This window comes from Rhodococcus sp. IEGM 1305 (assembly GCF_030058635.1).
In the GTDB taxonomy this organism is placed as follows: Bacteria; Actinomycetota; Actinomycetes; order Mycobacteriales; family Mycobacteriaceae; genus Rhodococcus_F; species Rhodococcus_F opacus_D.
The window spans coordinates 35,269-61,122 of record NZ_JASHKX010000036.1 but is presented as its reverse complement, the minus strand read 5'-3'; the positions used below and the strand labels follow the sequence as shown (position 1 = coordinate 61,122).

22 protein-coding genes are annotated in these 25,854 nt (G+C 67.4%); 10 read left to right on the top strand and 12 right to left on the bottom strand.

Translation table 11 applies throughout. The features are described from left to right. The 4 genes from clpX to QM693_RS30870 form a co-directional block, all read left to right on the top strand. On the top strand, window positions 1-1,247 hold a 1,247-nt coding region (gene clpX, locus QM693_RS30885; RefSeq protein WP_283354231.1), incomplete at its 5' end, for an ATP-dependent Clp protease ATP-binding subunit ClpX. 68 nt (window positions 1,248-1,315) lie between these two features. Further along, window positions 1,316-1,756, top strand: coding sequence for a type II 3-dehydroquinate dehydratase (aroQ, locus tag QM693_RS30880; protein WP_005248177.1), 441 nt, complete (start codon window positions 1,316-1,318; stop codon window positions 1,754-1,756). Between the two features lie 6 nt (window positions 1,757-1,762). Continuing rightward, entirely contained in the window at window positions 1,763-3,697 is a 1,935-nt protein-coding gene (locus QM693_RS30875; RefSeq protein ID WP_283354230.1) for a bifunctional sugar phosphate isomerase/epimerase/4-hydroxyphenylpyruvate dioxygenase family protein, read from the top strand. 260 nt (window positions 3,698-3,957) lie between these two features. Next, window positions 3,958-4,731 carry a M23 family metallopeptidase gene (locus tag QM693_RS30870; protein ID WP_105417192.1) on the top strand — a complete coding sequence of 258 codons (774 nt, stop codon included), beginning with the start codon at window positions 3,958-3,960 and terminating at the stop codon, window positions 4,729-4,731. Between the two features lie 16 nt (window positions 4,732-4,747). Here the strand turns inward: QM693_RS30870 and QM693_RS30865 are convergent, their stop codons facing one another. Next, entirely contained in the window at window positions 4,748-5,761 is a 1,014-nt protein-coding gene (locus tag QM693_RS30865; RefSeq protein ID WP_283354229.1) for a LacI family DNA-binding transcriptional regulator, read from the bottom strand. Window positions 5,762-5,833: 72 nt separating this feature from the next. Here QM693_RS30865 and QM693_RS30860 point away from each other — a divergent pair, with 72 nt between their 5' ends. Together QM693_RS30860 and QM693_RS30855 are read left to right on the top strand one after the other, a co-directional pair. Next, window positions 5,834-7,021, top strand: a complete 1,188-nt coding sequence (locus QM693_RS30860; protein ID WP_283354228.1) for a phytanoyl-CoA dioxygenase family protein — start codon at window positions 5,834-5,836, stop codon at window positions 7,019-7,021. Between the two features lie 70 nt (window positions 7,022-7,091). Continuing rightward, the gene (locus QM693_RS30855) at window positions 7,092-7,958 is read left to right on the top strand and encodes a sugar phosphate isomerase/epimerase family protein (protein ID WP_283333583.1); all 867 of its coding nucleotides are present in this window, start codon (window positions 7,092-7,094) and stop codon (window positions 7,956-7,958) included. 40 nt (window positions 7,959-7,998) lie between these two features. On the opposite strand, the gene QM693_RS30850 is transcribed toward QM693_RS30855, so the two are convergent. After that, window positions 7,999-9,051: a LacI family DNA-binding transcriptional regulator gene (locus QM693_RS30850; RefSeq protein WP_283354227.1), complete on the bottom strand. Its 1,053-nt coding sequence runs from the start codon at window positions 9,049-9,051 to the stop codon at window positions 7,999-8,001. Between the two features lie 239 nt (window positions 9,052-9,290). Between QM693_RS30850 and QM693_RS30845 the strand changes: the two genes are divergently transcribed. Beyond that, a complete protein-coding gene (locus QM693_RS30845; RefSeq protein WP_283354226.1) occupies window positions 9,291-10,760 on the top strand; it encodes a sugar porter family MFS transporter in 1,470 nt (489 codons plus the stop codon). A gap of 76 nt (window positions 10,761-10,836) precedes the next feature. Next, a complete protein-coding gene (locus QM693_RS30840) occupies window positions 10,837-11,241 on the top strand; it encodes a hypothetical protein (protein WP_283354225.1) in 405 nt (134 codons plus the stop codon). 585 nt (window positions 11,242-11,826) lie between these two features. Here QM693_RS30840 and QM693_RS30835 read toward each other — a convergent pair. From QM693_RS30835 to iolC, 10 genes are all read right to left on the bottom strand, one after another. Further along, window positions 11,827-12,828: an ROK family protein gene (locus tag QM693_RS30835; protein WP_280782356.1), complete on the bottom strand. Its 1,002-nt coding sequence runs from the start codon at window positions 12,826-12,828 to the stop codon at window positions 11,827-11,829. Further along, the gene (locus QM693_RS30830) at window positions 12,825-14,216 is read right to left on the bottom strand and encodes an NAD(P)/FAD-dependent oxidoreductase (protein ID WP_283333587.1); all 1,392 of its coding nucleotides are present in this window, start codon (window positions 14,214-14,216) and stop codon (window positions 12,825-12,827) included. The genes QM693_RS30835 and QM693_RS30830 overlap by 4 nt, the downstream gene beginning before the upstream one ends. Before the next feature lie 66 nt (window positions 14,217-14,282). Then, window positions 14,283-15,788 carry a CoA-acylating methylmalonate-semialdehyde dehydrogenase gene (locus QM693_RS30825; protein ID WP_283354224.1) on the bottom strand — a complete coding sequence of 502 codons (1,506 nt, stop codon included), beginning with the start codon at window positions 15,786-15,788 and terminating at the stop codon, window positions 14,283-14,285. Between the two features lie 11 nt (window positions 15,789-15,799). Next, a complete protein-coding gene (locus tag QM693_RS30820; RefSeq protein ID WP_005261338.1) occupies window positions 15,800-16,672 on the bottom strand; it encodes a sugar phosphate isomerase/epimerase family protein in 873 nt (290 codons plus the stop codon). Window positions 16,673-16,677: 5 nt separating this feature from the next. Continuing rightward, the gene (locus QM693_RS30815) at window positions 16,678-17,745 is read right to left on the bottom strand and encodes a Gfo/Idh/MocA family protein (protein ID WP_005562834.1); all 1,068 of its coding nucleotides are present in this window, start codon (window positions 17,743-17,745) and stop codon (window positions 16,678-16,680) included. Between the two features lie 26 nt (window positions 17,746-17,771). After that, complete coding sequence (locus tag QM693_RS30810) at window positions 17,772-18,677, bottom strand: sugar phosphate isomerase/epimerase family protein (RefSeq protein ID WP_265146199.1); 906 nt, start codon at window positions 18,675-18,677, stop codon at window positions 17,772-17,774. A 35-nt stretch (window positions 18,678-18,712) separates the two neighbouring features. After that, window positions 18,713-20,671: a 3D-(3,5/4)-trihydroxycyclohexane-1,2-dione acylhydrolase (decyclizing) gene (gene iolD / locus QM693_RS30805; protein ID WP_280782359.1), complete on the bottom strand. Its 1,959-nt coding sequence runs from the start codon at window positions 20,669-20,671 to the stop codon at window positions 18,713-18,715. Next, entirely contained in the window at window positions 20,668-21,564 is an 897-nt protein-coding gene (gene iolB, locus QM693_RS30800) for a 5-deoxy-glucuronate isomerase (RefSeq protein WP_280782360.1), read from the bottom strand. The genes iolD and iolB overlap by 4 nt, the downstream gene beginning before the upstream one ends. Window positions 21,565-21,585: 21 nt before the next feature. Next, a complete protein-coding gene (locus tag QM693_RS30795) occupies window positions 21,586-22,485 on the bottom strand; it encodes a Cgl0159 family (beta/alpha)8-fold protein (protein ID WP_283333590.1) in 900 nt (299 codons plus the stop codon). Beyond that, window positions 22,478-23,467 (bottom strand): 5-dehydro-2-deoxygluconokinase, encoded by a 990-nt coding sequence (iolC, locus tag QM693_RS30790; protein WP_280782362.1) that lies wholly within the window; start codon window positions 23,465-23,467, stop codon window positions 22,478-22,480. The genes QM693_RS30795 and iolC overlap by 8 nt, the downstream gene beginning before the upstream one ends. Before the next feature lie 202 nt (window positions 23,468-23,669). On the opposite strand from iolC, the gene QM693_RS30785 reads away from it, so the two are divergent. Both QM693_RS30785 and QM693_RS30780 read left to right on the top strand, forming a co-directional pair. Then, entirely contained in the window at window positions 23,670-24,407 is a 738-nt protein-coding gene (locus QM693_RS30785; RefSeq protein ID WP_009474056.1) for a GntR family transcriptional regulator, read from the top strand. Window positions 24,408-24,438: 31 nt separating this feature from the next. Beyond that, complete coding sequence (locus QM693_RS30780) at window positions 24,439-25,800, top strand: MFS transporter (RefSeq protein WP_283354232.1); 1,362 nt, start codon at window positions 24,439-24,441, stop codon at window positions 25,798-25,800. The last annotated feature ends 54 nt before the right edge of the window (window positions 25,801-25,854 follow it).

The window sequence follows — 25,854 nt, the reverse complement described above, 5'->3', positions numbered from 1 at the left end:
AGTGCTCTTTCTGCGGTAAGAGCCAGAAGCAGGTCAAGAAGCTCATTGCTGGGCCTGGGGTGTACATCTGCGACGAGTGCATCGACCTGTGCAACGAGATCATCGAAGAGGAGCTGGCCGAGTCCAGCGAGGTGAAGCTCGACGAGCTGCCGAAGCCGGCCGAGATCCGCGACTTCCTCGAGAACTACGTGATCGGCCAGGATGCCGCCAAGCGGACTCTCGCCGTTGCGGTCTACAACCACTACAAGCGCATCCAGGCCGGTGACAAGGGTCGTGATGCGCGCGGCGAGACGGTCGAGCTGGCGAAATCGAACATTCTCATGCTCGGTCCCACGGGCTGCGGAAAGACGTATCTGGCTCAGACGCTGGCGAAGATGCTCAACGTCCCGTTCGCGATCGCCGATGCGACGGCGCTCACCGAAGCCGGCTACGTCGGTGAGGACGTCGAGAACATTCTCCTCAAGCTGATCCAGGCCGCCGACTACGACGTCAAGCGCGCCGAGACCGGCATCATCTACATCGACGAGGTCGACAAGATCGCCCGTAAGAGCGAGAACCCGTCGATCACGCGGGACGTGTCCGGCGAGGGTGTGCAGCAGGCTTTGCTGAAAATCCTCGAGGGCACGCAGGCCAGCGTGCCGCCGCAGGGCGGTCGCAAGCACCCGCATCAGGAGTTCATCCAGATCGACACGACGAACGTCCTGTTCATCGTGGCGGGGGCGTTCGCCGGTCTCGAGCGGATCGTGTCCGATCGCGTGGGCAAGCGCGGCATCGGTTTCGGTGCGGAGGTGCGGTCCAAGGCGGAGATCGACACCCAGGACCACTTCGCGGAGGTCATGCCGGAAGACCTGATCAAGTTCGGGCTCATCCCGGAGTTCATCGGTCGTCTTCCCGTGGTGGCGTCGGTGACGAACCTCGACAAGGAATCGCTCGTCCAGATTCTGTCCGAGCCGAAGAACGCGCTGGTCAAGCAGTACAACCGGTTGTTCGACATGGACGGCGTGGAGTTGGAGTTCACCACGGACGCGCTCGAGGCCATCGCCGACCAGGCGATCCTCCGCGGAACCGGTGCTCGTGGACTGCGCGCGATCATGGAGGAAGTCCTGCTGCCGGTCATGTACGACATCCCGAGCCGTGACGACGTCGAGAAGGTCGTGGTCAGCGCCGAGACGGTCAACGACAACGTGCTTCCGACCATCGTTCCGCGGAAGCCGGAGCGGGGAGAACGCCGAGACAAGTCCGCCTAGGCGGGAGCGCGCTGTATCCTGGGTGCGAACTAACTCACTAGTTCGTACAAATGGAGGTAAAGCGCGCGATGACCGCTCCCGGACCGATCTTTGTTCTCAACGGCCCCAACCTGAACCTGCTGGGGCAACGGCAACCCGAGGTGTACGGGCGGGAGACGCTCGACGACGTGGTCGAGTTGTGCCGCACGGCCGCTGCGAAAGCCGGACGTGAGATCGTCGCGCGGCAGTCCAACCACGAGGGCCATCTGATCGACTGGGTGCACGAGGCCCGGACCACGGCGTCGGGCGTCGTGATCAACCCCGGCGGTTTCACGCACACGTCGGTGGCGTTGCGCGACGCCCTGGTGACGCTCGAGGTGCCGCTCGTCGAGGTGCACATCAGCAACGTGCACGCCCGCGAGGAATTCCGGCACCACTCGTACGTGTCCGGAGTCGCGACCGGTGTGATCGCCGGACTCGGCATTCTCGGCTATGCGCTGGCCGTCGACTTCATCTGCAACAAGGGCTGACGCCACATGGGACGACAGGTTCGTACGAGCGTTGCCACGGTATCCCTGAGCGGATCGCTGGAGGAGAAGGTCACCGCGATCGCGGCAGCCGGGTTCGACGGATTCGAGGTGTTCGAACCCGATTTCGTGAGCTCGCCGTGGTCGCCGCGTGAGCTGGCTTCCCGCGCAGCGGATCTCGGACTCACCCTCGATCTGTATCAGCCGTTCCGCGATCTGGACTCCGTGGACGACACGACGTTCGCTCGCAACCTGATCCGAGCCGAGCGCAAGTTCGACATCATGGAGCAGCTCGGCTGCGACACCCTGCTGGTGTGCTCCTCGCCGTTGCCCGAGGCGGTGCGGGACGACGCCCGCCTGACCGAGCAACTCCACACCCTCGCCGAGCGCGCACACAGCCGGGGACTCCGCATCGCCTACGAGGCGCTGGCCTGGGGCACGCACGTCAATACGTACCGGCACGCGTGGAAGATCGTGCAGGACGCGGATCATCCGGCCCTCGGCACCTGCCTCGACAGCTTCCACATCCTCTCCCGCGGCGACGACCCGTCCGGCATCCGTGACATCCCGGGGGAGAAGATCTTCTTCCTCCAGCTCGCCGACGCGCCCCGCATGTCGATGGACATCCTGCAGTGGAGCCGGCACCACCGGAACTTCCCGGGGCAGGGCAACTTCGATCTCGCGACGTTCGGCGCGCACGTCCAGGCCGCCGGATACACCGGACCGTGGTCGCTCGAGATCTTCAACGACACGTTCCGGCAGTCGTCCACGGGCCGCACGGCAGCCGACGCTCACCGCTCGCTGCTGTACCTCCAGGAGGAGGTCGCACGCGTGCAGGCCGAGCAGGGTGAGGACACCGGGCGCGGTCTGGCCCTGTTCGAGCCGCCGCCGCGCGCACCCCTCGAAGGCATCGTGTCGCTCCGGCTCGCGGCCGGTCCCGGCAAGGATTCCGACCTTCGGCAGGCGCTGCAGCACATCGGATTCCGTCTGGTGGGCCGCCACCGCAGCCACGACCTCCAGTTGTGGCGGCACGGCCGGATGACCATCGTGGTCGACGCCACCGCGGGCACCGTGTGGACCGCTCCGGGTCTGCCTGCGCACCTGCCGGTGCTCACCCAGATCGGTATCCGGTCGAGCGATCCCGATGCGTGGGGTGAGCGCGCCGCGGCGCTCGAGGTCCCGGTGCACGAGGTCCTGTTGCCCGGTGTGGACACGGCCCCCGAATCGGATGTGGTGCGTCTGAAGATCACCGATGCGACGTCGCTGGATCTGCGCGGCCCGGGCAGTGCCGCCTCATGGCAGTCGGCGTTCGATCTGTATCCGACGGAGTCGCGCTGGCAGGACGAGGTGCCCGTGTTCACCGGGGTCGATCACGTGGCGCTCGCCGTGCCGTCCGACAATTGGGACGGCATCATGCTGCTGCTCCGTTCGGTGTTCGCGATGGCGCCGCACGAGGGCCTCGACGTCACCGACGCGGTCGGCATGATGCGCAGTCAGGCCCTGACGATGGATCAGACGGGTGCCGACGGCATGGACCGTCCGCTGCGCATCTCCTTGAACATGGTTCCGGGTGCGGTGTCGGGCAACTCCCACATCGCCGCGGCCCGGCGCGGCGGCATCAGCCACGTCGCGTTCTCGTGCACGGACATTTTCACCGCCGCCGCGACCATGCAGTCCAACGGGTTCGAGCCCCTCGTGATCTCGCCGAACTACTACGACGATCTCGAGGCCCGCTTCGGACTCTCCCGCGAGCTCCTGGACCGGATGAGCGGGTCGGGCATCATGTACGACGCCGATGCCCATGGCGAGTTCTTCCACCTGTTCACCCAGACGGTGGGCGCCGATCTGTTCTTCGAGGTGGTGCAACGCGTCGGCGGCTACGAGGGTTACGGGGACGCGAACTCCGCGATGCGTTTGGCGGCGCAGCTGCGGGCCGCGGGCTGAGCGGTTGATTCGAAGGTCATGGAGCCCGCGGTCACGACCGCGGGCTCCGTGACTTCTGACACTTCTCGTGCGTGACCACTGTCGTCGATGTGCGCTCACGGGGTGCATGTGACTGATGAGACCGGAAAATCCGGTTCGGGACGCGAGATCGCCGCACATTCGTCAATGCGACGCGCAGGATTTAGCCCGATCCGTACTAACCTGTGTCGAAACCGTGACCGTTTCGTTATCGATCACGAACTCGACAGAGGAATGTGGTTTTGGCTCTACACCCGAACACCGTCCCGCACGCCCGGCGCACCCGGCGCCTCCGTTCGACAACGACCTCCCGTAGACGGCTGGTCGCGACCTCGCTGGCGGCCGCTGCACTGCTCGCATCCGGGGGGATCGCCTCCGCGGCCACCGGTGAGGTAGCGCAGGCGTCGACCGAGACAGGCGTGTCTCTCTCGACACCGCCCCAGTTCCTACAGGTCACGCGCCCAGTGCCCGTCGACTACGCCGAGCAACTCCAGCGCGCCGCCCAGCGTGAGGTCGAGCGGCTCGCGTTCGAGAAGGCCGAGGTCGAGCGGCTGGCTCGCGAGGCCGCCGAACAGGCTGCACGCGCGGCTGCGGCCGCGGAAGCGGCACGTCGACCCGCTGTGCTGGTCCCGGCCGACGGCACCTTCACCTCGGGCTTCGGTCCGCGGTGGGGCACCAACCACAACGGCATCGACATCGCCAACTCCATCGGCACCCCGATCAAGGCCGTCACCAACGGCACTGTGATCGAGACCGGTCCGGCGTCGGGATTCGGATTGTGGGTCCGCATCCAGCAGGACGACGGCACCACCGGCGTGTACGGCCACATCGACCAGTCATTGGTGTCGGTCGGTCAGCAGGTCCGGGCCGGCGACCAGATCGCCACCATGGGCAACCGGGGTCAGTCGACCGGACCGCACCTGCACTACGAGGTGTGGGCGGTCAACGGAACCAAGATGGATCCGGCGGGCTGGTTCCAGTCCCGCGGCGTGCCCGTCCCCCAGGGGCAGGGCTAGGCGCTGATCCACGCCGTCAGGGCTGGTTGTACGGGGTGACCACCCGGATGGGTGAGGCGGCGGTCGCGACACCGCCGAGCGCGCCCCGGGCCTGCAGCAACATGCGGCACGCCAGATGGGCGTCGGCCCGCAGATCGTGGTGCAGCACGGCGGAGAGCGTGCCGGCCCGCAACAGCCGCGTGTTGTCCTCGTCGAGGTCGTGGGCGATGAACACGCGACAGGTGCGGCCGGTGCGTTCGAATGCGCGGGCCGTGGCCACGTTGCCGCCGCCGATCGAGTAGACGGCCGCGATGTCCGGGTTCTGCTCGAGCGCCCGGAGCACGAAGCTCTCGATGGTCGCGTCGAGCCCGTCGCTCTCCGCGATGTCGATCACCGCACGGTCGGTGCCGAAACTTCGCAGTGCCGCGCGGAACCCCATCTCCCGTTCCTCCTCGCCACGGAAGGCATTGCTGCTCAGCGTGATCAGGACGGCGGACGACAGGTCGCCGAGCCACTGGTCGACGAGGTACGCGGCAGTCGCCCCCGCGGCCCGGTTGTCGATCCCGACGTAGCCGGCCCGCGAGCTGCCCGGCACGTCGGTGGCATAGGTGACCACCGGTATCCCCGCCGCGGTGAGCCGGTCGATGGCCTCGACGACCTCGACGGAGTCGGGCGCCTTCACGATCACGCCCTGTGTGCCGCGGGCCCCGATCCGATCGAGGGTCTCGACCATCGCCGGTGTCGAGCCGGTTTCCCGGAAATGGAACCGCGATCGCAGAACGGCGGGGGCGAGAGCGGGCAGTTCCGCCTCCACGGCCGCGCGGAACGCGGTGGTGAAGCGTTCGGGGGACTGCATGACGACGTCGACGAGGAACTTGCGTCCACTCAGCTTCAACTGGGTGCGTTGTTTGTCGAGATCGCGGATCGCTTGCTGCACTTCCGCTCTCGTCGATTCCCGTACGCCGGGGCGTTCGTGGAGCACGCGGTCGACGGTGGCCTCGCTCAGCCCCGACTGCTGGGCGATCTCACGGACCTTGTAGCGGTGCTTCACGGCCGCCTCCTGAGGTGAAAATGATGGATTTCTGCTGTTGTTTGCCGATCACATCACAGCAAGACTATCTCCATGACCATCACGACTCCTCCGCCGACCGGCCGGCGTGAGTGGATCCGCGACTCCGACTGCGACCTCGACGTGTTTCGCGTCTCCGTGGATCGCTCGACGAACCCGGCAGACTACCCGTTCGCTCACTCCGTGGAGCAGAACGTCCTGCTGTACCGCAGTGACGTGCTGAAGCCCCACCTCGACGACGCGCAGTCCCGCCGCGCCGTGCAGACCGAACTCGGGCGCGCGCTCACGGACGGTCCCGGAATCGTGGTGTTCCAGAATGCCTTCAGTGATCTCGGCGTACTGGATCGCGCCACGGAACAGTTCGACCTCCTCATCGCGCAGCAACACGCGTCGGGTGGTGTGGTGGGTGACCACTTCGGCAAGGCGGGCGCCAACGACCGCATCTGGAACGCCGCGCAGAAGCTGGCTTTCGGCGCCCCCGATGTGTTCGCCGAGTACTACGCCAACGACATCCTCGCGCTGATCTGCCAGAGCTGGCTGGGCCCGCTGTATCAGGTGACGTCGCAGGTCAACGTGGTCAACCCCGGCGGCGCCGCGCAGGTGCCGCATCGCGACTACCACCTGGGCATCGTGCCCCGGCACGAACTGGCCGAGTATCCGGCGCACCTGCACCGGATGTCGGCCACGCTGACACTGCAAGGGGCGGTGGCGCACTGCGACATGCCCGTCGAGAGCGGTCCCACCCTGTACCTGCCGTACTCGCAACTGTTCGAGGCGGGCTACCTGGCGTTCTCCCGGCCGGAGTTCGTCGAGTTCTTCCGCGCCAGTCATGTTCAGCTGCCGCTGAGGAAGGGCGACGCGGTGTTCTTCAACCCGGCGCTCTACCACGGCGCAGGCCACAACCGTTCGGACGCGCTCCGGCGGATGGCCAATCTGCTGCAGGTCTCGTCGCCGTTCGGCAGGGCGATGGAGGTGCTGGACCGGGAGGCCATGGCGAACGCCGTGTACCCCGCCCTGCTGGCACTGCAGAGTGCCGGGGCGAGTGAGCGCACCCTCCGCAATGCCGTCGTCGCGACGGCCGAGTGTTACCCGTTCCCCACCAATCTCGACCACGATCAACCGGTGCACAGTCTCGCGCCGGCCACTCAGGTGGACACGGTGTGGGAAGCGTTGCGGGAGAGCGTCGATCCAGTGGTGCTCGCAGAACGTCTGTCCGCGCAGACCGCACGGCGACAGCCGTGAGCGGGATTCCCGACGCGGCCACATTGTCACTACAACAGCACCGACCGGTGCGATGGGATGAAAGAGGACGATGACGATTCGACTTGCAGGTGCGCCCATTTCGTGGGGAGTGTGTGAGGTGGAGGGCTGGGGTCACCAGCTCGGCCCCGGCCGGGTGCTCGCCGAGATGCGTGACGCCGGCCTGGCTGCCACCGAACTGGGTCCGGACGGATTCCTCCCCTCGGATCCGCGCGAGCTTACGGACACTCTCGCCCGGTACGACCTGACTGCGGTCGGGGGATTCGTTCCGGTGCTGCTCCACGATCCGGATCATGACGCGGTCGCTGCGGTCGGCGGGGCGATCGAGTCACTCGTCGCGTCGGGGTCGGAGGTGATGGTCCTGGCGGCGGTGACGGGAGCCGTCGGTTACGATTCGCGACCGGAACTCGACGACTCGGGATGGAAGACGTTGTTGCGCAACCTCGACCGCCTGTCGTCGGCCGCCGCCGACCGCGGGCTCCGGGCGGTCATTCACCCCCACGTGGGGACGATGATCGAGAACCGTGCCGAGGTGGACCGCATCCTGGACGGCTCGTCGATTCCGCTGTGCCTGGATACCGGGCACCTGCTGATCGGCGGCACCGACCCCCTCGACCTCGTCACCAGGGCCCCCGAACGAATCGCCCACGCGCACCTGAAGGATGTCGATGCGGCGCTTCTCGCGCGGGTCCGGGTGGGCGAGCTCACCTACACCGAGGCTGTCGCGCAGGGGATGTACACGCCACTGGGCACCGGGGACGTGGATATCGCCGGGGTGGTCGAGCGGCTGCAGAATCAGGGCTACGACGGCTGGTACGTCCTCGAACAGGACACCATTCTCGCGTCGGAGCCGGAGGACGAAGGTCCCGTGCGCGACGTGGTCAAGAGCGTCGAATACCTGAGGAGCATCACGCGGTGAGGCCGTCGCCTCTGCGCTGAATCGTGCCGGCGGGGCGCGGCTACGACCGGGCCGGACCGGTCGTGCCGCGCACCACCAGGTGGGGGTCGATCACGAAATCCTGCGGGTCGAGGTCGTCGTTCTCGAGCCGGCCGATGGCGAACTGCACGGCGTGCCGCGCCAAGCCCTCCGTGTCCTGCCGCACGGTGGTGAGGTCGATCCGGGACAACTGGGCAAGGTGGCTGTCGTCGTACCCGACGATCGAGATGTCTCCCGGCACGTCGACGTGAGCGCGGGTGAACACGTCCATGAGACCGATGGCGCAGCGGTCGTTGCCGGCGAGCACGGCGGTCGGCAGGCGGTCCTCGGCCAGCAGGGTGTTCGCGGCGGCGATGCCTGCGTCCTCGGTGTGCTGGCCGGGAATGACGCGAATGTGGTCGGAGAGGTCGTGCCTGCGCATCGCCGCAAGGTACGCGCGACGCCGTTCGGGTGAGCCCGGGTCCGCGCCGCCGTCGACATGCACGATCTCGCGATGCCCGAGCTCGACCAGGTGGTCGACGGACTGCCGGATGCCCTTGGCGTCCGCTGTCCGCACGGTGTCGACGGCGGTGTGAGGGAGTGCGCGGCCGACGACGGTGACGACGGCACGGTCCGCGAGTGTGCGCAGATACGTTACCTCGGAGAGCGGGCCGAGCAGGATCAGGCCCTCGCACCGGTGGCTGAGGAGGGCTTCGATCGCCTTGTGTTCGTCTCGGGTGGGTGCGCTGGCGGAGAGCAGGACTTCGTATCCGGCGGCCTCGGCCTCCGCGTAGACGGTTCCGATCAGGTCGGCCTGGAAGGTCTGGTGGACGTCGATGAGCACGCCGAGGGTGCGGCTGCGGCCGCGCGCGAGCATGCGGGCGGCCCGGTCGAGCCGATAACCGAGGTCGTCTGCAGCCTGGAGGACGCGATCCCGGGTTTCGTCGGACGCTCCGGGCTTGTTGCTGAAGATCAGTGACACCAGGGTGCGCGACACCCCGGCCCGCGTCGCGACATCGGCCATCGTGGGGCGTCGGTGCAGGGCGGCCGGTAGCCGCTCCGCACCGTCGTGCGCGGCGGCTCGATCGTCGAGCATCTCGATCTCCCTCGGTTGCGTCGTCAGGGGGCGCATTCTCACGCAGCCCGATCTCTGCCCTTGACACCCTCTGTGATTCACATCATAGTAGATAACTGAAGCGCGTTAGTGAAGCGCTTCAGTTCAGCAAACTACGCCCCTTCGGCTGCATCGAGCCGAGCGCACTCGGGCGGTATCGACACGTGAACTGATCTTCCGTGTCGCGATGCGTGAGCATTCCCCAGAAAGGCCAACACCTGATGTCGACAACCCACTCGGCTGCCAGTGCCCGCAAAAACGGCGGCGCTGCGCGCAACGAGCGCAGTCACAAACGCTTCCTGACCAAGCTCACCGTCATCTCCACGCTCGGCGGCCTGTTGTTCGGCTACGACACCGGTGTGATCTCCGGTGCGCTGCTCTACATGAAGGACGAGCTGAACCTCAGCGCCGTCGGCGAAGCCACCGTCGTGAGCTCGCTGCTCTTCCCGGGTGCCGCCGTCGGTGCGCTGCTCGGAGGCCGGCTGTCGGACGCTCTCGGCCGCAAGCGCACGCTCCTCGTCTGTGCGGGTCTGTTTCTCGTCGGCGCCCTCGGGTGTGCGATGGCCCCCAACGTGGAGATCATGGTGCTGGCGCGGATCGTCCTCGGTCTCGGTGTGGGCGCCGCCGCCGTCACCTGCCCGCTCTACCTGGCCGAGATGGCGCCGGTCGAGCGTCGCGGGCGGATGGTGACCATCAACGAACTGATGATCGTCACCGGTCAGATGCTCGCCTTCTCGATCAACGCGCTACTCGACCACCTCATCGAGGATCCGACGGTGTGGCGGTACATGCTGGCCATCGCCTCGGTGCCCGCAGTTCTGCTGATGCTCGGCATGCTCGTGCTCCCGGATTCACCGCGCTGGTACGCGTCGAAGGGCCGGCTCACCGAGACGCGCAGCACCCTCGAGTTGAGCCGCAGCGAATCGGAGGCCGCAGTCGAGTACGCCAGCATCAGCCTCCATGCCGCCCGCGACCGGAACTCGAAGGTCAGTGGCGCCGTCCACTATCTGCGCGACTACCCGTGGATGCGCCGGATCCTCTGGATCGGCTGCGGTCTGGCCATCGTGCAGCAGGCGACGGGCATCAACACGGTCAACTACTACGCCCCGACGATCCTGGAACAGAGCGGGTTGGGTGTCAGCGCGTCCCTGGTGGCCACCATCGCGGTCGGTGTCACGTCGGTGGTCATGACAATTCTCGGAATCATCCTGCTGGGCTACGTGAATCGTCGCACGATGCTGCTGACCGGCTTCATTGGTGTGGCATCCTCGCAGGCCGCGTTGTCGCTGGTGTTCCTGCTGCCCTCGTCCACGGGTCGCAGCTACATCATCCTCGCCGCGATGATGGTGTTCGTCGCCTTCGTGCAGTGCTTCATCGGAACCTGCGTGTGGTTGCTGCTCTCGGAGATCTTCCCGATGGCCATCCGCGGGTTCGCGATGGGCATCGCGGTCTTCGTGCTCTGGACGACGAACGCCTTGATCTCGTTCGTCTTCCCGATCCTGAACTCCGTCCTCGGGTCCACCGGAACGTTCGGCCTGTTCGTCCTCGTCAACCTGGTATCGGTGTACTTCGTGTACCGCTTCGTCCCGGAAACCAAGGGGCGCAGCCTCGAAGAGTTGGAGGACCGGCTCGGCGCAGGCAGGCCCGACGCGTCCGCTGCGGGCAGCACCGCCGCCGTCGCCGCCCACTGATCGCACGCTCTCACGCACCGGTGCCGCCGCCGTCGGGTGGTGATGCCGGTGCGTGGTGGTGTGTGGCTCGTCTCCCGTGCAGTTCGTTCAAGTATTTCGCGTCCTGCTGGTCGTGGGAGCGCTCGGTGAGCAGTCGGAGGGCACAGGAGCGCTGTACCCCGCGGATGTGGTTGTGGGTGAGTTCGATTGCTGCCCCTTCGGGTTCGGTTCGGATGATGTCGCCGCGCGGTGTGGTCCATTCGAGGTTCCCTGCCCCGGTCTGGCGGACGGTCCAGGAGCCGTCGGTTTTCAGCCGGTGGTGGCGTCGGCACAGGCACGCGAGATTCGACTCGACGGTGAGACCACCGTTCTCGGTGTGGTCGTGGTCGAACGGCGTCGTGTGGTCGATGTCGCGAGCCGCGCCGGGACCTGGCAGTTGGGGAAGCGGCAGTTGCCGTCGCGGGCCCGGATCCTGCGGCCGAGAGCCGTCCCCGGTGCGTAGGTGAGTTCGGGTTTGGTTGCTGTGTTCCGGATGTAGGTCACGGGTATGCCGTGAGTCTTCTGAACGGGACTGATCCCGAGGACGTGCCCACCTGCGTCGCCTTCGGTGGCCATTGTGTGGATGCGCTGGAAGACACCGTCGGCGGCCAATGTACGCGCGGAGTCCGCTGGGGGTACCTCCCTGTACGAAGTACTTGGGGGCAGATCGGCCCGTATCCCTCGAGGTGGGCGGGAAGGTCGTCGAATCCGAGGAGCGTCGAGGCGTTGACGACGACCTGAATGAGAGGTCCCGCAACCGCATCGCGAGGGTGTGGGCGTCGGCTGCGGGAAGGTGTCCGTCGAGGTAGGCCATACCGTTCTCCGCGGGGCGGATCCATACGTCGCGATCGGCGACCGCGAGTGTGCTGCGGTGGGCGATGCTGTCGGGGTCGTGACGGGCGATGAGGTATGGGAACCGGAGTGGGCCGGGTTGATGCCGCGGCGCTCGTCCTCGTCGCAGCAGAGGTCGTAGAACTCGGTAACCGCCACAACTTGGCGGGCCGATGCGGCTCCGCGCCCGTGAGTGCTCGAGGAGTCCAGAGACTCGTCAACCACGCACGGGGAGCGGAGCTCCGCTCAGCAGCGCGTCCCTGGCCATCGTGGCGGCCCCGATCCGCTGGGCCGATTCGCCGAGTTGGGTTTCGCGGATTCGGGCGAGGGGGCGGTGTCCGGAACCGGTTGCGAGAGAAGCGTAGACGTCGCGCGCGTGGTCGAGGAACAGCGGTGCCGAACCGCTGACGCCACCGGAGACGACGACGAGATCGGGGTCGTAGACGTCACCGACCATGGCGAGTCCGACGCCCAGCCACCGGGCGAACTCCTCCATGGTGCGGACGGCGAGGGGGTCGCCGTCCCGCGCGGCGCTCGCGATACGGCGGCCGGTGAGCGATCCCGGATCGCTCGCGACCTCGCGTGCGAGGACCGTCGAACTCGTCGGGTCGGCGGCGAGGAGTTCGATGGCCGTGTCGACGAGGGCGGTTCCGCTGCAATACCGTTCCCAGCACCCCCGTTTGCCGCAGGCACACGGTCTGCCGCCCGGGACCACCTGGAGGTGGCCCAGTTCGGGAGCGACGCCGTAACTGCCGCGGTAGAGCGTGCCGTCGATGAGCAGCGCCGCACCGATGCCGGTGCCGATCGCGACCATCACGACATTGCGACCACCGGCGGCGGCACCGAACCGGTGCTCCGCCCACGCCGCCGCGTTCGCGTCGTGTTCGAGGACCACCGGCAGTCCGAGCCGGTCGCTCAGGTCGTTCGCGACCGGCACGTTCTTCCACGGCAGGTGCGGGGCGAAGCGCACCGTGGTGAGGTCGGAGCTGATGAATCCGGCCACGGCGAGACCGACGGCGGCGATCCGATGACGGGACGCGAGCTCGCGGACGGCGCGGTCGAGCGCGTCCTCGAGGGCTTTCGCCGACTGCGGTGTGGGTGCCTGGACGGAGTCGAGTACCTCGCCGGTCTCGTCGACCACACAGGCACGGATACTGGTACCACCGACGTCGATGCCGACGGTGAGAGCGGAAGCAGGCACGGAGGGGACGGTACTCACCGTGCGGAGGCCGTCGCCGCCTCGGGTACCGCCCGGGAAGAATCCTCCCAGGCATCGAGCCGGTTGATCGCCGTCCTCGCGACCACCTGTTGCTCCGTGACCGCCAGGTGTCCCCGGGTCCTGCCCAGGAACGACCATGTCCAGGACATGGCGGTCGCGAGTCGGCTCTTGAATCCGACGATGTAGACCAGGTGGATCAGGAGCCAGAGCAGCCAGGCGAGCAGCCCGGTCAGTTGGAGGCGGCCGACCTTCGCGACCGCGTGGAAGCGGGAGATCATGGCCATGCTGCCCTTGTCGGTGTAGCGGAACGGGGTGCGTTCGGGCTTGTCGCGACCTTTCCGGTGGGCGCGCACCTCCGCGGCGATCAGCTGCGCGGCGTAGCGGCCGCCCTGGATCGCGACCTGCGCGACACCGGGAAGGCCGTCGCGGTTCATCATGTCGCCGACGACGAAGACGTTGCTGTGGCCGGGCAGGGTGAGGTCGGGTTCGACGAGGACGCGGCCCGCACGATCGGTGGCGGCGCCGGTCTGTTCGGCCAGTTGCCGGCCCAGCGGACTGGCTGCGACACCTGCGGACCAGATCTTGCAGGCGGCCTCGATCCGCCGCTCGACGCCGTCCTGGTCGCGGACGGTGAGTCCGTCGTCGTCGACGTCGGTCACCATAGCGCCGAGCTGGATCTCGACGCCGAGATCCTCCAGCGTATCGGCGGCAGCACGACGCAGTTTCTCGTCGAAGGGCGGGAGCACCGTGGGCGCCGCGTCGAGGAGGATGATCCGCGCGTCACGGGGATCGATGGTGCGGTAGGCGCCGGCGAGAGTGCGGTGCGCGAGCTGGGCGATCTCGCCGGCCATCTCGACTCCGGTGGGGCCGGCGCCGACCACGACGAACGTCAGGAGTCGCGCCCGCTCGGCGGGGTCGGTGCTCACCTCGGCGCTTTCGAAGGCGCCGAGGATGCGGCCGCGCAGCTCGAGGGCGTCGTCGATCGTCTTCATCCCGGGTGCGTGTTCGGCGAAATGGTCGTTGCCGAAATAGGATTGGCGGGCACCGGCCGAGACGACGAGGCTGTCGTACTCGGTGACGGTGGTGCGGCCGCGGTGTGTGGACGTGACGGTCCGGTCGGCGACGTCGATCGTCTCGACTCCGCCGATCAGGACGGACGCGTTCTGCTGGTCCTCGAGGACGAGCCGGGTCGCGGGCGCGATCTCACCCTCGGACAGGATTCCCGTCGCCACCTGGTACAGCAACGGCTGGAACAGGTGGTGTGTCGTCCGATCGATCAGAGTGACATCGACGTCCGTCCGTTTCAGGGCCTTGGTGGCGAAGAGGCCGCCGAATCCCGATCCGATGACCACGACCCGATGACGGCGGGCGAGAGAGGTGTCGCTCATGAAGTTCCTTTCGATCGAACGGACTCCGCGCCGGACCGCGGACGGTCCGGCGCGGAGAACCAGTACCTATGCGTTCTGGGGGAAGCCGAGGTTGATGCCGCCGTGGCTGGGGTCGAGCCAGCGGGTGGTGACGACCTTGCCGCGGGTGAAGAAGTGGACGCCTTCGGTGCCGTGGGCGTGGGTGTCGCCGAAGAGGGAGTTCTTCCAGCCCCCGAAGGAGTAGTACGCCATGGGGACGGGGATGGGGACGTTGATGCCGACCATGCCGACCTCGACCTCGTTCTGGAACCGTCGGGCGGCGCCGCCGTCGTTGGTGAAGATGGCGGTGCCGTTGCCGAACTGGCTGGAGTTCACCAGTTCCAGGGCCTCGTCGTACGTCTCGACGCGGATGACGGAGAGGACGGGTCCGAAGATTTCGTCGGTGTACACACTCATGTCGGTGGTGACGTGGTCGATCAGGGTCGGGCCGAGCCAGAACCCGTCCTTGCCGCCGTTCGCCTGCACCTGTCGGCCGTCGACCACGATCGTGGCCCCGTCCTTCTCGCCGGCGTCGATGTAGGAGGCGACCTTGTCGCGGTGCACCTTGGTCACCAGCGGTCCCATGTCGGAATCGCGGGCGCCGTCGCCGATCTTCAACGTGTCGGTGCGCTCCTTGATCTTGGCGACCAACTCGTCGGCGATGTCCCCGACCGCCACCAGGGCGGAGATGGCCATGCAGCGTTCCCCGGCGGACCCGAAGCCGGCGTTGACCATGGCGTCGGCGGCGAGGTCCAGGTCGGCGTCCGGGAGGACGATGGCGTGGTTCTTCGCCCCACCCAATGCTTGGACGCGTTTGCCGTGGGCGGTGCCGGTGGCGTAGACGTACTGGGCGATGGGGGTGGAGCCGACGAAACTGATGGCCTTGATCGCCGGGTGGGTGAGGAGTTCGTCGACGGCGGTCTTGTCGCCCTGCAGGACGTTGAACACCCCGGCCGGGAGTCCGGCTTCGGCCCAGAGTTCGGCCATCCAGATCGCGGCGGTCGGGTCCTTCTCGCTGGGTTTGAGTACGACGGTGTTGCCGGCGGCGATGGCGATGGGGAAGAACCACATCGGGACCATGGCGGGGAAGTTGAACGGGGAGATGATGCCGACCGGGCCGACGGGTTGGCGGAGGGAGGAGACGTCGATGTTGGTGGAGGCGTTTTCGGTCATGCCGCCTTTGAGCAGGTGGGCGATGCCGCAGGCGAATTCGACGACTTCCTGGCCGCGGCTGACTTCGCCGAGGGCGTCGGAGACGACCTTGCCGTGCTCGGCGGTGATGATTTCGGCGAGTTCGCCCTTGCGGGCGTTGAGCAGTTCCCGGAATGTGAAGATCACCTGGGTGCGCTTGGCGAGGGAGGTGTCGCGCCAGGCGGGGAACGCGGCGGCGGCGGCGTCGATGACGGCGCGGGCGTCCTCGACGCTGGCGAGGGCGACCTGACCGGTGACGGCACCGGTCGCCGGGTTGGTGACCGGGGCGGTGTTGCCGCTGGTACCGGCGAATCCCTTGCCGTCGGACCAGTGTGCGATCTCGCGAGTGATGTTGGTGCTCATGTGTTGTCCTTTCACCGCGTGCGCGCGATGTAATCCTTCATGGTCTTCAGTTGGTAGCGGGAGACGTCGTGAGCGTTCTCGTCTTCGGCGAAAACGCTCGACACCATCACCGTGTCGGGTTTGTCGTAGAAGCCGAGTTCGCCGAGCCCGCCGAAGAACTCGTCCCAGTCGAGGTCGCCGTCGCCGATCTTGAGGTGCTGGTGCACACGCACCGGGTTGCCGGGCGGGTTGGTGATGTACCGCAGTCCGTGGGAGCGGTGGTGATCCATCGTGTCCGCGACGTGGACGAGCCGCAGCATGTCGCCGGCCGCGCGCATGATCTCGAGCATCCCGGCGCCCATGTGGTACGAGTGGCACGCGACGTACACCAGTCCGAAGTTCTTCGAGTTGATGCCGCGGATCATCCGGATGGCGTCCAGACCGTTCTCCACGAAATCGTCGGGGTGCGGGTCGATGCGAACGTCGATGCCTTCACGCTCGATGATGGGGACGAGTTCCTCCATCGACCGGTAGAAGGCGCGCTCCGATTCCTCGGCCTTCTCCGGGCGGCCGCTGAACTCGGTGTTCATCACGTTCACACCGAGGTCGACGGTGATCTGAATGGCGCGCTTCCAGTACCGCACCGCCGCCTCGCGGGCGTCTTCGTCGGGGCCCGACCACCGCAGGACCGGCAACACGGAGGCGATTCCGACGCCCGCATCGCTGCAGGACTTGCGGAACTGCCGAACCAGCTCGTCGTCGGCCTTCGGGTGGTTGAAGAACGGGATCATGTCGCGATGAGGGGTGAGCTGCAGGTGTTCGAAGCCGAGTTCGGCAACCACCGCCGGCAATTCGAGGAGGGAGTAGTCGTGGTGGAAGGGGGTGGGGTCGAGTGCAATCTTCATCGTGTTCATGCCCCCGGAATGGAGGAACGGTCGACCATGTCGACGGCCACGCGCTCGCCGGTCTCGAGCGACTGCACGCCGGCAGCGCACACGGCGGCGGCGGCGTAGCCGTCCCACGCACCCGGTCCGTCGATGTAGTTGCCGGTCTCCGCGCCCGTGCGGGCGGCGTTGACCCAGCGCTGGATCTCGACGTCGTACGCCTGGCCGAAGCGTTCCTTGAACGACGGGGTGATCTCCCCGCCCGACATACCTGCGCCCGAGCGGCCGTTGCCCGCGCCGGTGCCGTACTTGCGGACGAGTCCGACATCGAGACCGATGAACGCCGAACCCTTCTCGGCGACGATCTCGGTGCGCACCTCGTACGCGACACCGGTGGTCACGAAGACCTCGACGTCGACGTGGCGACCGGATTCGGTGCTGAAGAACGCGATCTGCGGATCCTGCAGTCCCTCGGGTGCACCCGGGTTCGCGGCGGGGCGGAGGATCTGTACCGAGGTGATCTCCTCGTCGAACAGGAATCGGGTGACGTCCACCTCGTGGACCAGCGAGTCCTTGACGATCATCGAGCTGTCGAAGCTCGGCGGCACGGCGGGGTTGCGGTGCACGCAGTGGGCGAGAAGCACCTGCCCGAACACACCATCGTCGATGAGCGACTTCAGCTGCTCGTACTCGTGGTCGAAACGTCGCATGAAGCCGACCTGGATCAGCTTCTTACCGAGCTCGGCTTCGCGCTTGACGATCTCGAGGGACGTGGCGACGTCGGTGGTCAGCGGCTTCTCACACATCACCGGCTTGCCGTGCTCGAGGCAGGCGAGAAGCTGCTTCTCGTGCGTCGGGCCGGGGGTGGCCAGGACGACGGCGTCGACACCCGGGTCGGCGATCGCGTCGAGCGGGTCGCCGATCACCCGGCAGCCGGGGATTCCGGCCGCGATCTGCTCGGCCTTCTCGACGAAGTAGTCGTTGACGACGGCGACGGTGGCGCCCTTGATGCGTTCGGTGATGCGTGCGACGTGGTCGGCACCCATCATTCCGACACCCAGGACGGCGATGCGCAGGTCGTTGCTTCCGGACATAGCTGACTAGCTCCTGACGTGATCGGTTAGACGAACGTGACGGACGGGATCCCGCAGGACCCCAGGTACTTACGGGTACGCTGTGCGATCGGCAGCGGAACGTCCACAGCGCAGGGGTAGAGATCCTGCTCGACGATCGCGAACACGTCGATGTCGAGCTTCTCGATTGCGGCGAGCAGCGGCGGCAGGTCGGGGATGCCGAGCGGCGGCTCGATCATCGCGCCGAGCTTGACGGCCTCGCCGAACGGCAGGTCCTCGGCCTCGACCTTGGCGCGGACCTCGGGATCGACCTGCTTGAGGTGCAGGTAGCCGATCCGCTCGGGAGCGCGCTCGATGATCGCGAGGTTGTCGCCGCCGCAGTAGCTGATGTGGCCGGTGTCGAGGCACAGGTTCACGTACTCGCTGTCGGTGCCGTCGAGGAAGCGGTACACATTCTCCTCGGTGTCGACGTGGCTGTCCGCGTGCGGGTGGTACTGCGCCTTCACGCCGTACTGCTCGAACATCTTCTTGCCCAGCTCGTTCATGCCGCCGGTCTTCTTCTTCCACTGCTCCGCAGTGAGATTGCGGTCCTCGAGCACCTCGCCGCTGCTCGGGTCGCGCCACATCTCCGGGATCACGACCACATGCTTGCCGCCGGCGGCGGCGGTCAGCTTCGCGACGTCCTCGATCTGGGTCCACACGGCATCCCAGGAGTCGTCCTGGTGCAGGTGCTCGAACACGGTGCCGGCCGACAGTTTCAGATTGTGGGCCGCGAGTTCGTCACGGAGCTGCTGCGGATCGGTCGGCAGGTAGCCGTACGGGCCCAGCTCGATCCACTCGTAACCGGACGCGGACACCTCGTCGAGGAACCGCCCGTACGGGGTCTGCTGCGGGTCTTCGGGGAACCAGACACCCCAGGAGTCGGGGGCGGATCCGACGCGAATAACGCTCATCGGGAAATCCTTTCGAAAGTTCTACTGAGGGAGAGTTAGTTGCCGGACGGGCGCAGGAACGGACGCTGGATCTTCTTCCACTGCGCGTACGTCTCGTAGGCGGTCCGGGTGGAGTCGAGGGTGCTGGTCTCGCTGACCGGCACGTCCCACCAGGATTCGCTGTCCGGGGCCGCGATTCGCGGGTCCGTCTCGACGTGGATGACGGTGGTGTTGTCGCTGGCCTTCGCCACCTTGACGGCGTCGGTGAACTCGGCGGCCGTGTTCGCGCGGATCACGTCGGCGCCGAGGCTCGCGGCGTTGGCCGCCAGGTCGACGGGCAGGATGTCGCCGTCGAGCCGGCCGGAGTCGCCGCGGTAGCGGTAGTCGGTGCCGAACCGCTGCGAGCCGAGCGACTCCGACAGCGATCCGATGGACGCGAAGCCGTGGTTCTGCACGAGGACCACGATGACCTTGACGTTCTCCTGCACGGCCGTGACGAGTTCGGTGGCCATCATCAGGTACGAGCCGTCGCCGACCATGATGAACACGTCGCGGTCGGGGCAGGCCATCTTGGCGCCGATGCCGCCGGCGATCTCGTAGCCCATGCACGAGAACCCGTATTCGACGTGGTAGCCCTTGGAGTCGCGGGTACGCCACAGCTTGTGCAGGTCGCCGGGCATGGAGCCGGCGGCGCACACGACGACGTCGCGCGGATCGGACAGCGTGTTGGCGAGACCGATGACCTGGTTCTGGTTGAGGCCGAGCGAGTCGTCGTCGATCTTGTAGACCGAGTCCACCGTGGACTCCCAGTGGTCGGCGAGTTCTGCTGTGCGCGCACGGTACTCGCCGGAAACCTGGTAGTCGCCCAGTGCCGCGGTGAGCGCCTCGAGTGCCTCGCGGGCGTCTGCGACGACGCTGACGCCGCCCTGCTTCACCGAGTCGATCGACGCGACGTTGATGTTGACGAACCGCACGTCGGGGTTGTTGAACGCGGTGCGCGAGGCCGTGGTGAAGTCGCTGTAGCGGGTGCCGATGCCGATGATCACGTCGGCCTCGGTGGCGAGAGCGTTGGCCGCCGTGGTGCCGGTCGAGCCGATCGCGCCGACCGACTGCGGGTGGTCGTAGGGCAGTGAGCCCTTGCCGGCCTGACTCTGGCCGACCGGAATGCCGGTCGTCTCGGCGAACGAGGCCAGTGCCTCGGTGGCGCCGGAGTAGATCAGGCCGCCGCCCGCGACGATCAGCGGCTTCTTCGCCGACCGGATCACGTCCGCGGCCCGCTCGATCACCGACTTCTCGGGAAGCGGCCGGGCCACGTGCCACGTGCGCTCCGCGAACAGCGACTCCGGCCAGTCGAACGCCTCCGCCTGCACGTCCTGCGGAATAGCGACGGTGGCCGCACCCGTCTCGACGGGATCGGTCAGCACGCGCATCGCACTGAGCAGGGCCGAAGGCAACTGCTCCGGCCGCCACACCCGGTCGAAGTAGCGCGACAGCGGTTTGAACGCGTCGTTGACGGTGACGTCGCCGCTCGAGGGCAGTTCGAGTTCCTGCAGCACCGGTGCGCTCGCGCGGGTCGCGAACGTATCGGCGGGCAGGAGCAGGACGGGCAGCCGGTTGATGGTGGCGAGCGCCGCGCCCGTCAGCATGTTGGTCGAGCCGGGGCCGACGCTGGCCGACACCGCCCACGTCTGCAGACGATCCTTCTGGCGTGCGTACGCGACCGCGCTGTGCACCATCGCCTGCTCGTTGCGCCCGAGGACGTACGGCAGTTCGGATTCGGTACCGGCTTCGACGGCGTCGATCTCGGCCTGGAGCAGTGCCTGACCGAGCCCGGCGACGTTGCCGTGGCCGAAGATGCCGAAGCAGCCGGCGAAGAACTTGGTGCGTTCGCCGTCCCGCTCGACGTACTGGTTGGCGAGGAATCGGATGGTTGCCTGAGCCACCGTGAGGTGGACGGTGCCCTCGGCGTTGGGGTTCTTGCTCGCCGACATCGGCGCGGTGGACACCACGGTCATGCTCCTTCGGACGGTGCGTGGAGGGGGAGGCGGGGATCGACGGTCTGGTGTTCCCAGCTGCCGCGCAGCCAGGTGTGGGCCGGGTCGTCGCAGATGTTCCAGGCGCGGTCTTCGCCGGGGCCGGCCATGACGTTCAGGTAGTACATGTGATGTCCGGGGGCGGCGATCGACGGTCCGTGATAGCCGTGCGGCACGAGGACCACGTCGCCGGAGCGCACTTCCTCGAGCACCTCGATGGGCCGCTCGGGAGTGCCGTACACGCGATGGTAGCCGAATCCGGTTCCGCCGAAATCCACTGCGGTGGAATTGGCGTCGGCGATCTCGAAGTAGTAGATCTCCTCGAGCTGCGACTCGACGTCGCTGTTCTCGTCGTGCTTGTGGCTCGGGTACGACGACCAGTTGCCACCGGGAGTGATGACCTCGCACGCGATGATCGAATCGGCTTCGAAGCGATCGGCGGTGCCGAAGTTGTGCACCTGGCGGCTGCAGTTGCCCGCGCCGCGCAGTTCGACGGAGACGTCGGCTGCCGGGACGTACCGGAACGGGAACTTCTGCCGCGCGCGGGCCCCGCACAGGGCGAATCGTCCACCGGTCGCGCTCGCCACCGTGTAGGCCGAATCCCGGCCCACGTAGGCGAAGTCGCTCGGCCCGTCGAACACGGACCGCCGTCCGGTGAGGGCGAATTCGGTGCCCTCGCTCGACACCGCCGCGGACCCGGCCAATGGCACGACGATGATCTCGTCGTCACCGGACGCGAGTTCGGCCGACCCGCCGGGGGCCAGGGTGAGCACCCGGAGACTCGATTCGGTCCAGCCCGCGGATTCGGGGGTGACCTCGAGGTCGAACGGTCCGGTGGCCGCGGAACCGACCGGCACGTAATACTTGCTGTTCATCGTGGGCCTCTCCGGCGTGCGTCAGTGAACGAGGGATACGGCGGTGTCGACCGCGGCGGCGACGTCCTCGTCCCGCGGGTACAGCAGGGTGCGTCCGACGATCAGGCCGCGGACCGACGGCAGCGCGAGGGCCTTGGCCCAGCTCGCGAACGTCTCCTCGGGTGCCGTCTGCGGGTCTCCGCCGAGCAGCAGCGTCGGAAGCGTCGTCGCGTCCATCACGCGTTCCATCTCGTCGACCACCGGAAGCTTCATCCACGTGTACGCGGACGTGGACCCCAGGCCCTGGCTGATGTGGATCGACTTGATCACGGCGTCGGCGCTGAGATCGTTCTTGACCTTGCCGTCGACACGCCGCGACAGGAACGGTTCCACCATGGCCATCAGTCCGGCCTCGGCCAGCGCATCGACCGCCTGGGCGCACGCGGTGAGGGTGGAGAGGGTGCCGGAATCGTCGAGATCGATGCGGCACAGCATCTTTCCGCCGTTCATGCCCGCCTTCGCGGTGCCGGCCGCGGTGTAGCCGGTCATCCGGTCGTCGAGTTCGAAACTGGCGCCGGCCAGGCCGCCGCGGTTCATCGACGAGATGACCACCTTGTCGTCGAGCGCGCCGAGCAGCACCAGATCGTCGAGGATGTCGGCGGTGGCGAGCACGCCGTCCACACCGGGGTTGCGCAGGGCGGTGCGGAGGCGGTCGAGGAGGTCGGTGCGACTGTTCATCGCGGTCGGACGGTCGCCGACCGAGAGTGCACCGCGGGCGGGGTGGTCGGCGGCGACGATCATGAGCCGGCCGTTACCGCGGACCGTGGGCCGGGCGATCCGGGTCGCCCAAGCGCGGTCGATGGCGGCCGGGTCGTTCGCGCGTACCTCGGTGACGTCGGCGTAGGACGTGCAGACTGCGCGGTGAGCGAGAGTTTCAGACATTGACAGCCTCCGAAGTGGTGGAATCGGCGAGCGCCCGGACCTCGTCGGCCGTCGGCATCGCGGTGGAGCATTCGAGCCGGGAGGCGACGATCGCCCCCGCGGCGTTGGCGTAGCGCAGGATCTTCTCGAGCGGCCACCCGGCGAGCAGGCCGTGGCACAGCGTGCCGCCGAAGCTGTCGCCGGCACCGAGCCCGTTGACCACCTGGACGTCGTTCGGGGGCACCGTGATGCTCTGGGTGCGTGTCTTCCCGAGGACCCCTTTGGGGCCCTGTTTGACGATGGCCAGTTCGACGCCGAGATCGAGCAGGGCGTCCGCGGCCTTGTGTGCGTTGGTCTCGCCGACCGCGATCTCGCATTCCTCACGGTTGCCGACCGCGACGGTGACGTGCTGGAGGGCGCGCTGCACCTGAGCGGTGGCGTCGGCGGGGGAGGACCAGAACATCGGGCGGTAGTCGAGATCGAGGACGGTGTGGGTGCGGCGTCCGCGGGCCTCCCAGGCTGCGAAATGCGCGCTGCGGCTGGGCTCTTCGGACAGACCGGTGACGGTCGACCAGTACAGCTTGGCGTCGCGGACCGCGTCGAGATCGACGTCCGCCGGCGTCACCTGCAGGTCCGGAGCGACAGGTTTGCGGTAGAAGTACAGCGGAAAGTCGTCCGGCGGGAAGATCTCACAGAACGTGACGGGAGTCGGGTGCTCGGTGTCGATGCCGACGTAGCGGTTGTCGACGCCGAGATCGGTGAGCGCGGTGCGGACGAAACGTCCGAACGGATCGTTGCCGACGCCCGAGATGAGCGCGCTGCGGCAGCCGAGGCGGGCGGCGGCGACGGTGACGTTGGCCGCGCTTCCGCCGAGGAACTTGCCGAACGTCTCGACGTGTTCGAGTCCGACTCCGGTCTGCAATGGGTAGATGTCCACACCGCAGCGCCCGATGGCGAGGACGTCCAATCCGTTCCGGTTGGTATGCGTCTGGATGGTGGTCAAGGCTGACTCCCGAATAGGTCGTTGTGGGTGGTCTGCGCAGGGCGCCGAGGTCTGATTGAAACTGTGCTCCACCTCACCGACTCCTGTCAAGACTTTGTCCTGACATTATTACTTGAAGTCAATCTGGTGTTAGTGTTCGCATACACTGCCGGAAAGATCGGCGACGGCGACGTCGCCCCGCGCACGAGGATCGGAGTTGTCCGTGGGTGCACCACTCGCAGTCGAGCTCGACCGATCGAGCCCGGTTCCGCTGTATTTCCAGCTCGCGCAGACGATCGAGAACGCGATCATCGGCGGGGAACTCGCCCCGGGTGACCGCTTCGAGAACGAACTGGCGCTCGCCAAGCGGCTGAACCTGTCACGCCCCACCACGCGCCGCGCCATCCAGGAGCTCGTCGACAAGGGGCTGCTCGTCCGCAAACGTGGGGTCGGAACCCAGGTGGTGCAGAGCGCCGTGCATCGGCCGGTCGAACTCACGAGCCTCTTCGACGACCTCGCGCGGGCGGGGCAGAGCCCGACCACCAAGCTTCTCGACTACCAGGTATCCGTGCCGGCCGAAGACGTCGCCGCCGAACTCAACCTGCAGCCCGGCGCCGAGGTCGCATCCATCCGGCGCCTCCGCAGCACCAACGGCGAACCGCTGGCGCTGATGACCAACCACATCCCGGTGGACCTCGCGCCGGACCCCGAGGAACTGGAGGCGCACGGCCTCTACCACGCACTCCGGGCCCGCGGCGTGCACATCCGTCTCGCCCGGCAACGCATCGGCGCGAAAGCGGCGAGCAAGGCGGAGGCGTCGCTGCTCGACGAGAAGACCGGGGCGCCGCTGCTGACGATGAACCGAACCGCGTTCGACGACTCGGGAAGCGCCGTCGAGTTCGGCAGCCACTGCTACCGCGCGTCGCGGTACTACTTCGACACGACCGTTGTCGATCGCTAGAACCGCGCGCGCGACGTCGTTCCCCCGTGGAATGGCCCTGCTGGTGGCAGGTGCCCTCTTCATGGAGATTCTCGACGCCACCATCATCGCGCCCGCCGTCCCGCTGATCGCCGAGTCCTTCGGTGTCGACGCAGTCGACGTCAACATCGCGATCTCCGCCTACCTGGTCACGGTCGCCGTCCTCATCCCCGCGAGCGGGTGGGTGGCCGACCGGTTCGGGACCCGCCGCGTGTTCGTGGCCGCCATCGCCGTGTTCACGCTGGCGTCCATCGGGTGCGCGGCGAGTGTCTCGTTGCCGATGCTCGTCGCGATGCGGGTGCTGCAGGGAGTCGGCGGCGCCATGATGGTGCCGGTCGGGCGGCTCGCGGTGCTGCGGTCGAGCACGAAGAGCGACCTCGTCCGCGCGATAGCCCTGCTCACGTGGCCCGCGCTCGCGGCGCCGGTCATCGCGCCCCTGCTCGGCGGTGCGATCGCCACCGTCGGCTCGTGGCGATGGATCTTCGTCATCAACATTCCCATCGGCATTCTCGGAATCCTGCTGTCCCTGAAGCTGGTTCACGGGGCAGGCTCGCGGTCGACCAGCAGGCTCGACTGGTGGGGCCTCCTCGGAGTCGGAACGGGAATCGCGGCAGCCCTCATCGCGCTGGAGAGCATCCGTGTGACGGGCACCGACTGGCGGCGAGTCGCGATCGGGGGAGTGGTCGCGGTCGTTCTGCTGGCGGCCTCGGTGCGCCATCTCGCCCGCACGCCCCACCCGCTCGTCGACTTCCGCGTGCTGCGCGTGCGCACGCTACGCACCACTGTCACCGGGGGGTCGCTCTACCGGCTGATCGTCACCGCGGTGCCGTTCCTGCTGCCGCTGCAGTTCCAACTCGGCTTCGGCTGGACGCCGTTCCTCGCGGGTCTGCTCGTCGCGGCGTTGTTCGCCGGCAACATTGCCATCAAGCCCTGTACGACGCCGCTGATGCGGCGCTTCGGGATCAGGCCGATCCTGCTGGTCAACGCCCTGCTGTCCGTCGGCTGCTTCGGGCTGCTCGCCGCCCTGAGCTCGTCGACCCCGATGCCGGTCATCGCGGCGGTCCTCTTCGTGAGCGGAGCCCTGCGCTCGGTCGGATTCACCGCGTACAACAGTCTCGCGTTTTCCGACATCGAGCGTGCCGACCTCACGCACGCGAACACTCTCAACGCCGCCGTGCAGGAACTGGCGGCCGGTCTGGGTATCGCGGTCGCGGCGCTCGCCCTCACCGCGTTCACGCCGTTGGCGACGTCGTCCGAGCACGGGTTCGGGTCCGAATACTCCTGGACCTTCGTCCTTTTGGGCCTGCTGATGCTGTGCACGGTGGTCGACACCCTGCGTCTGCCGCGCGACGCCGGGGCAGCGGTCACGCGCTGAGCGCGCCTGCACCCGTCCACCCATCTGCTCGATTTCCGGGCCGTCTGCGGGGAC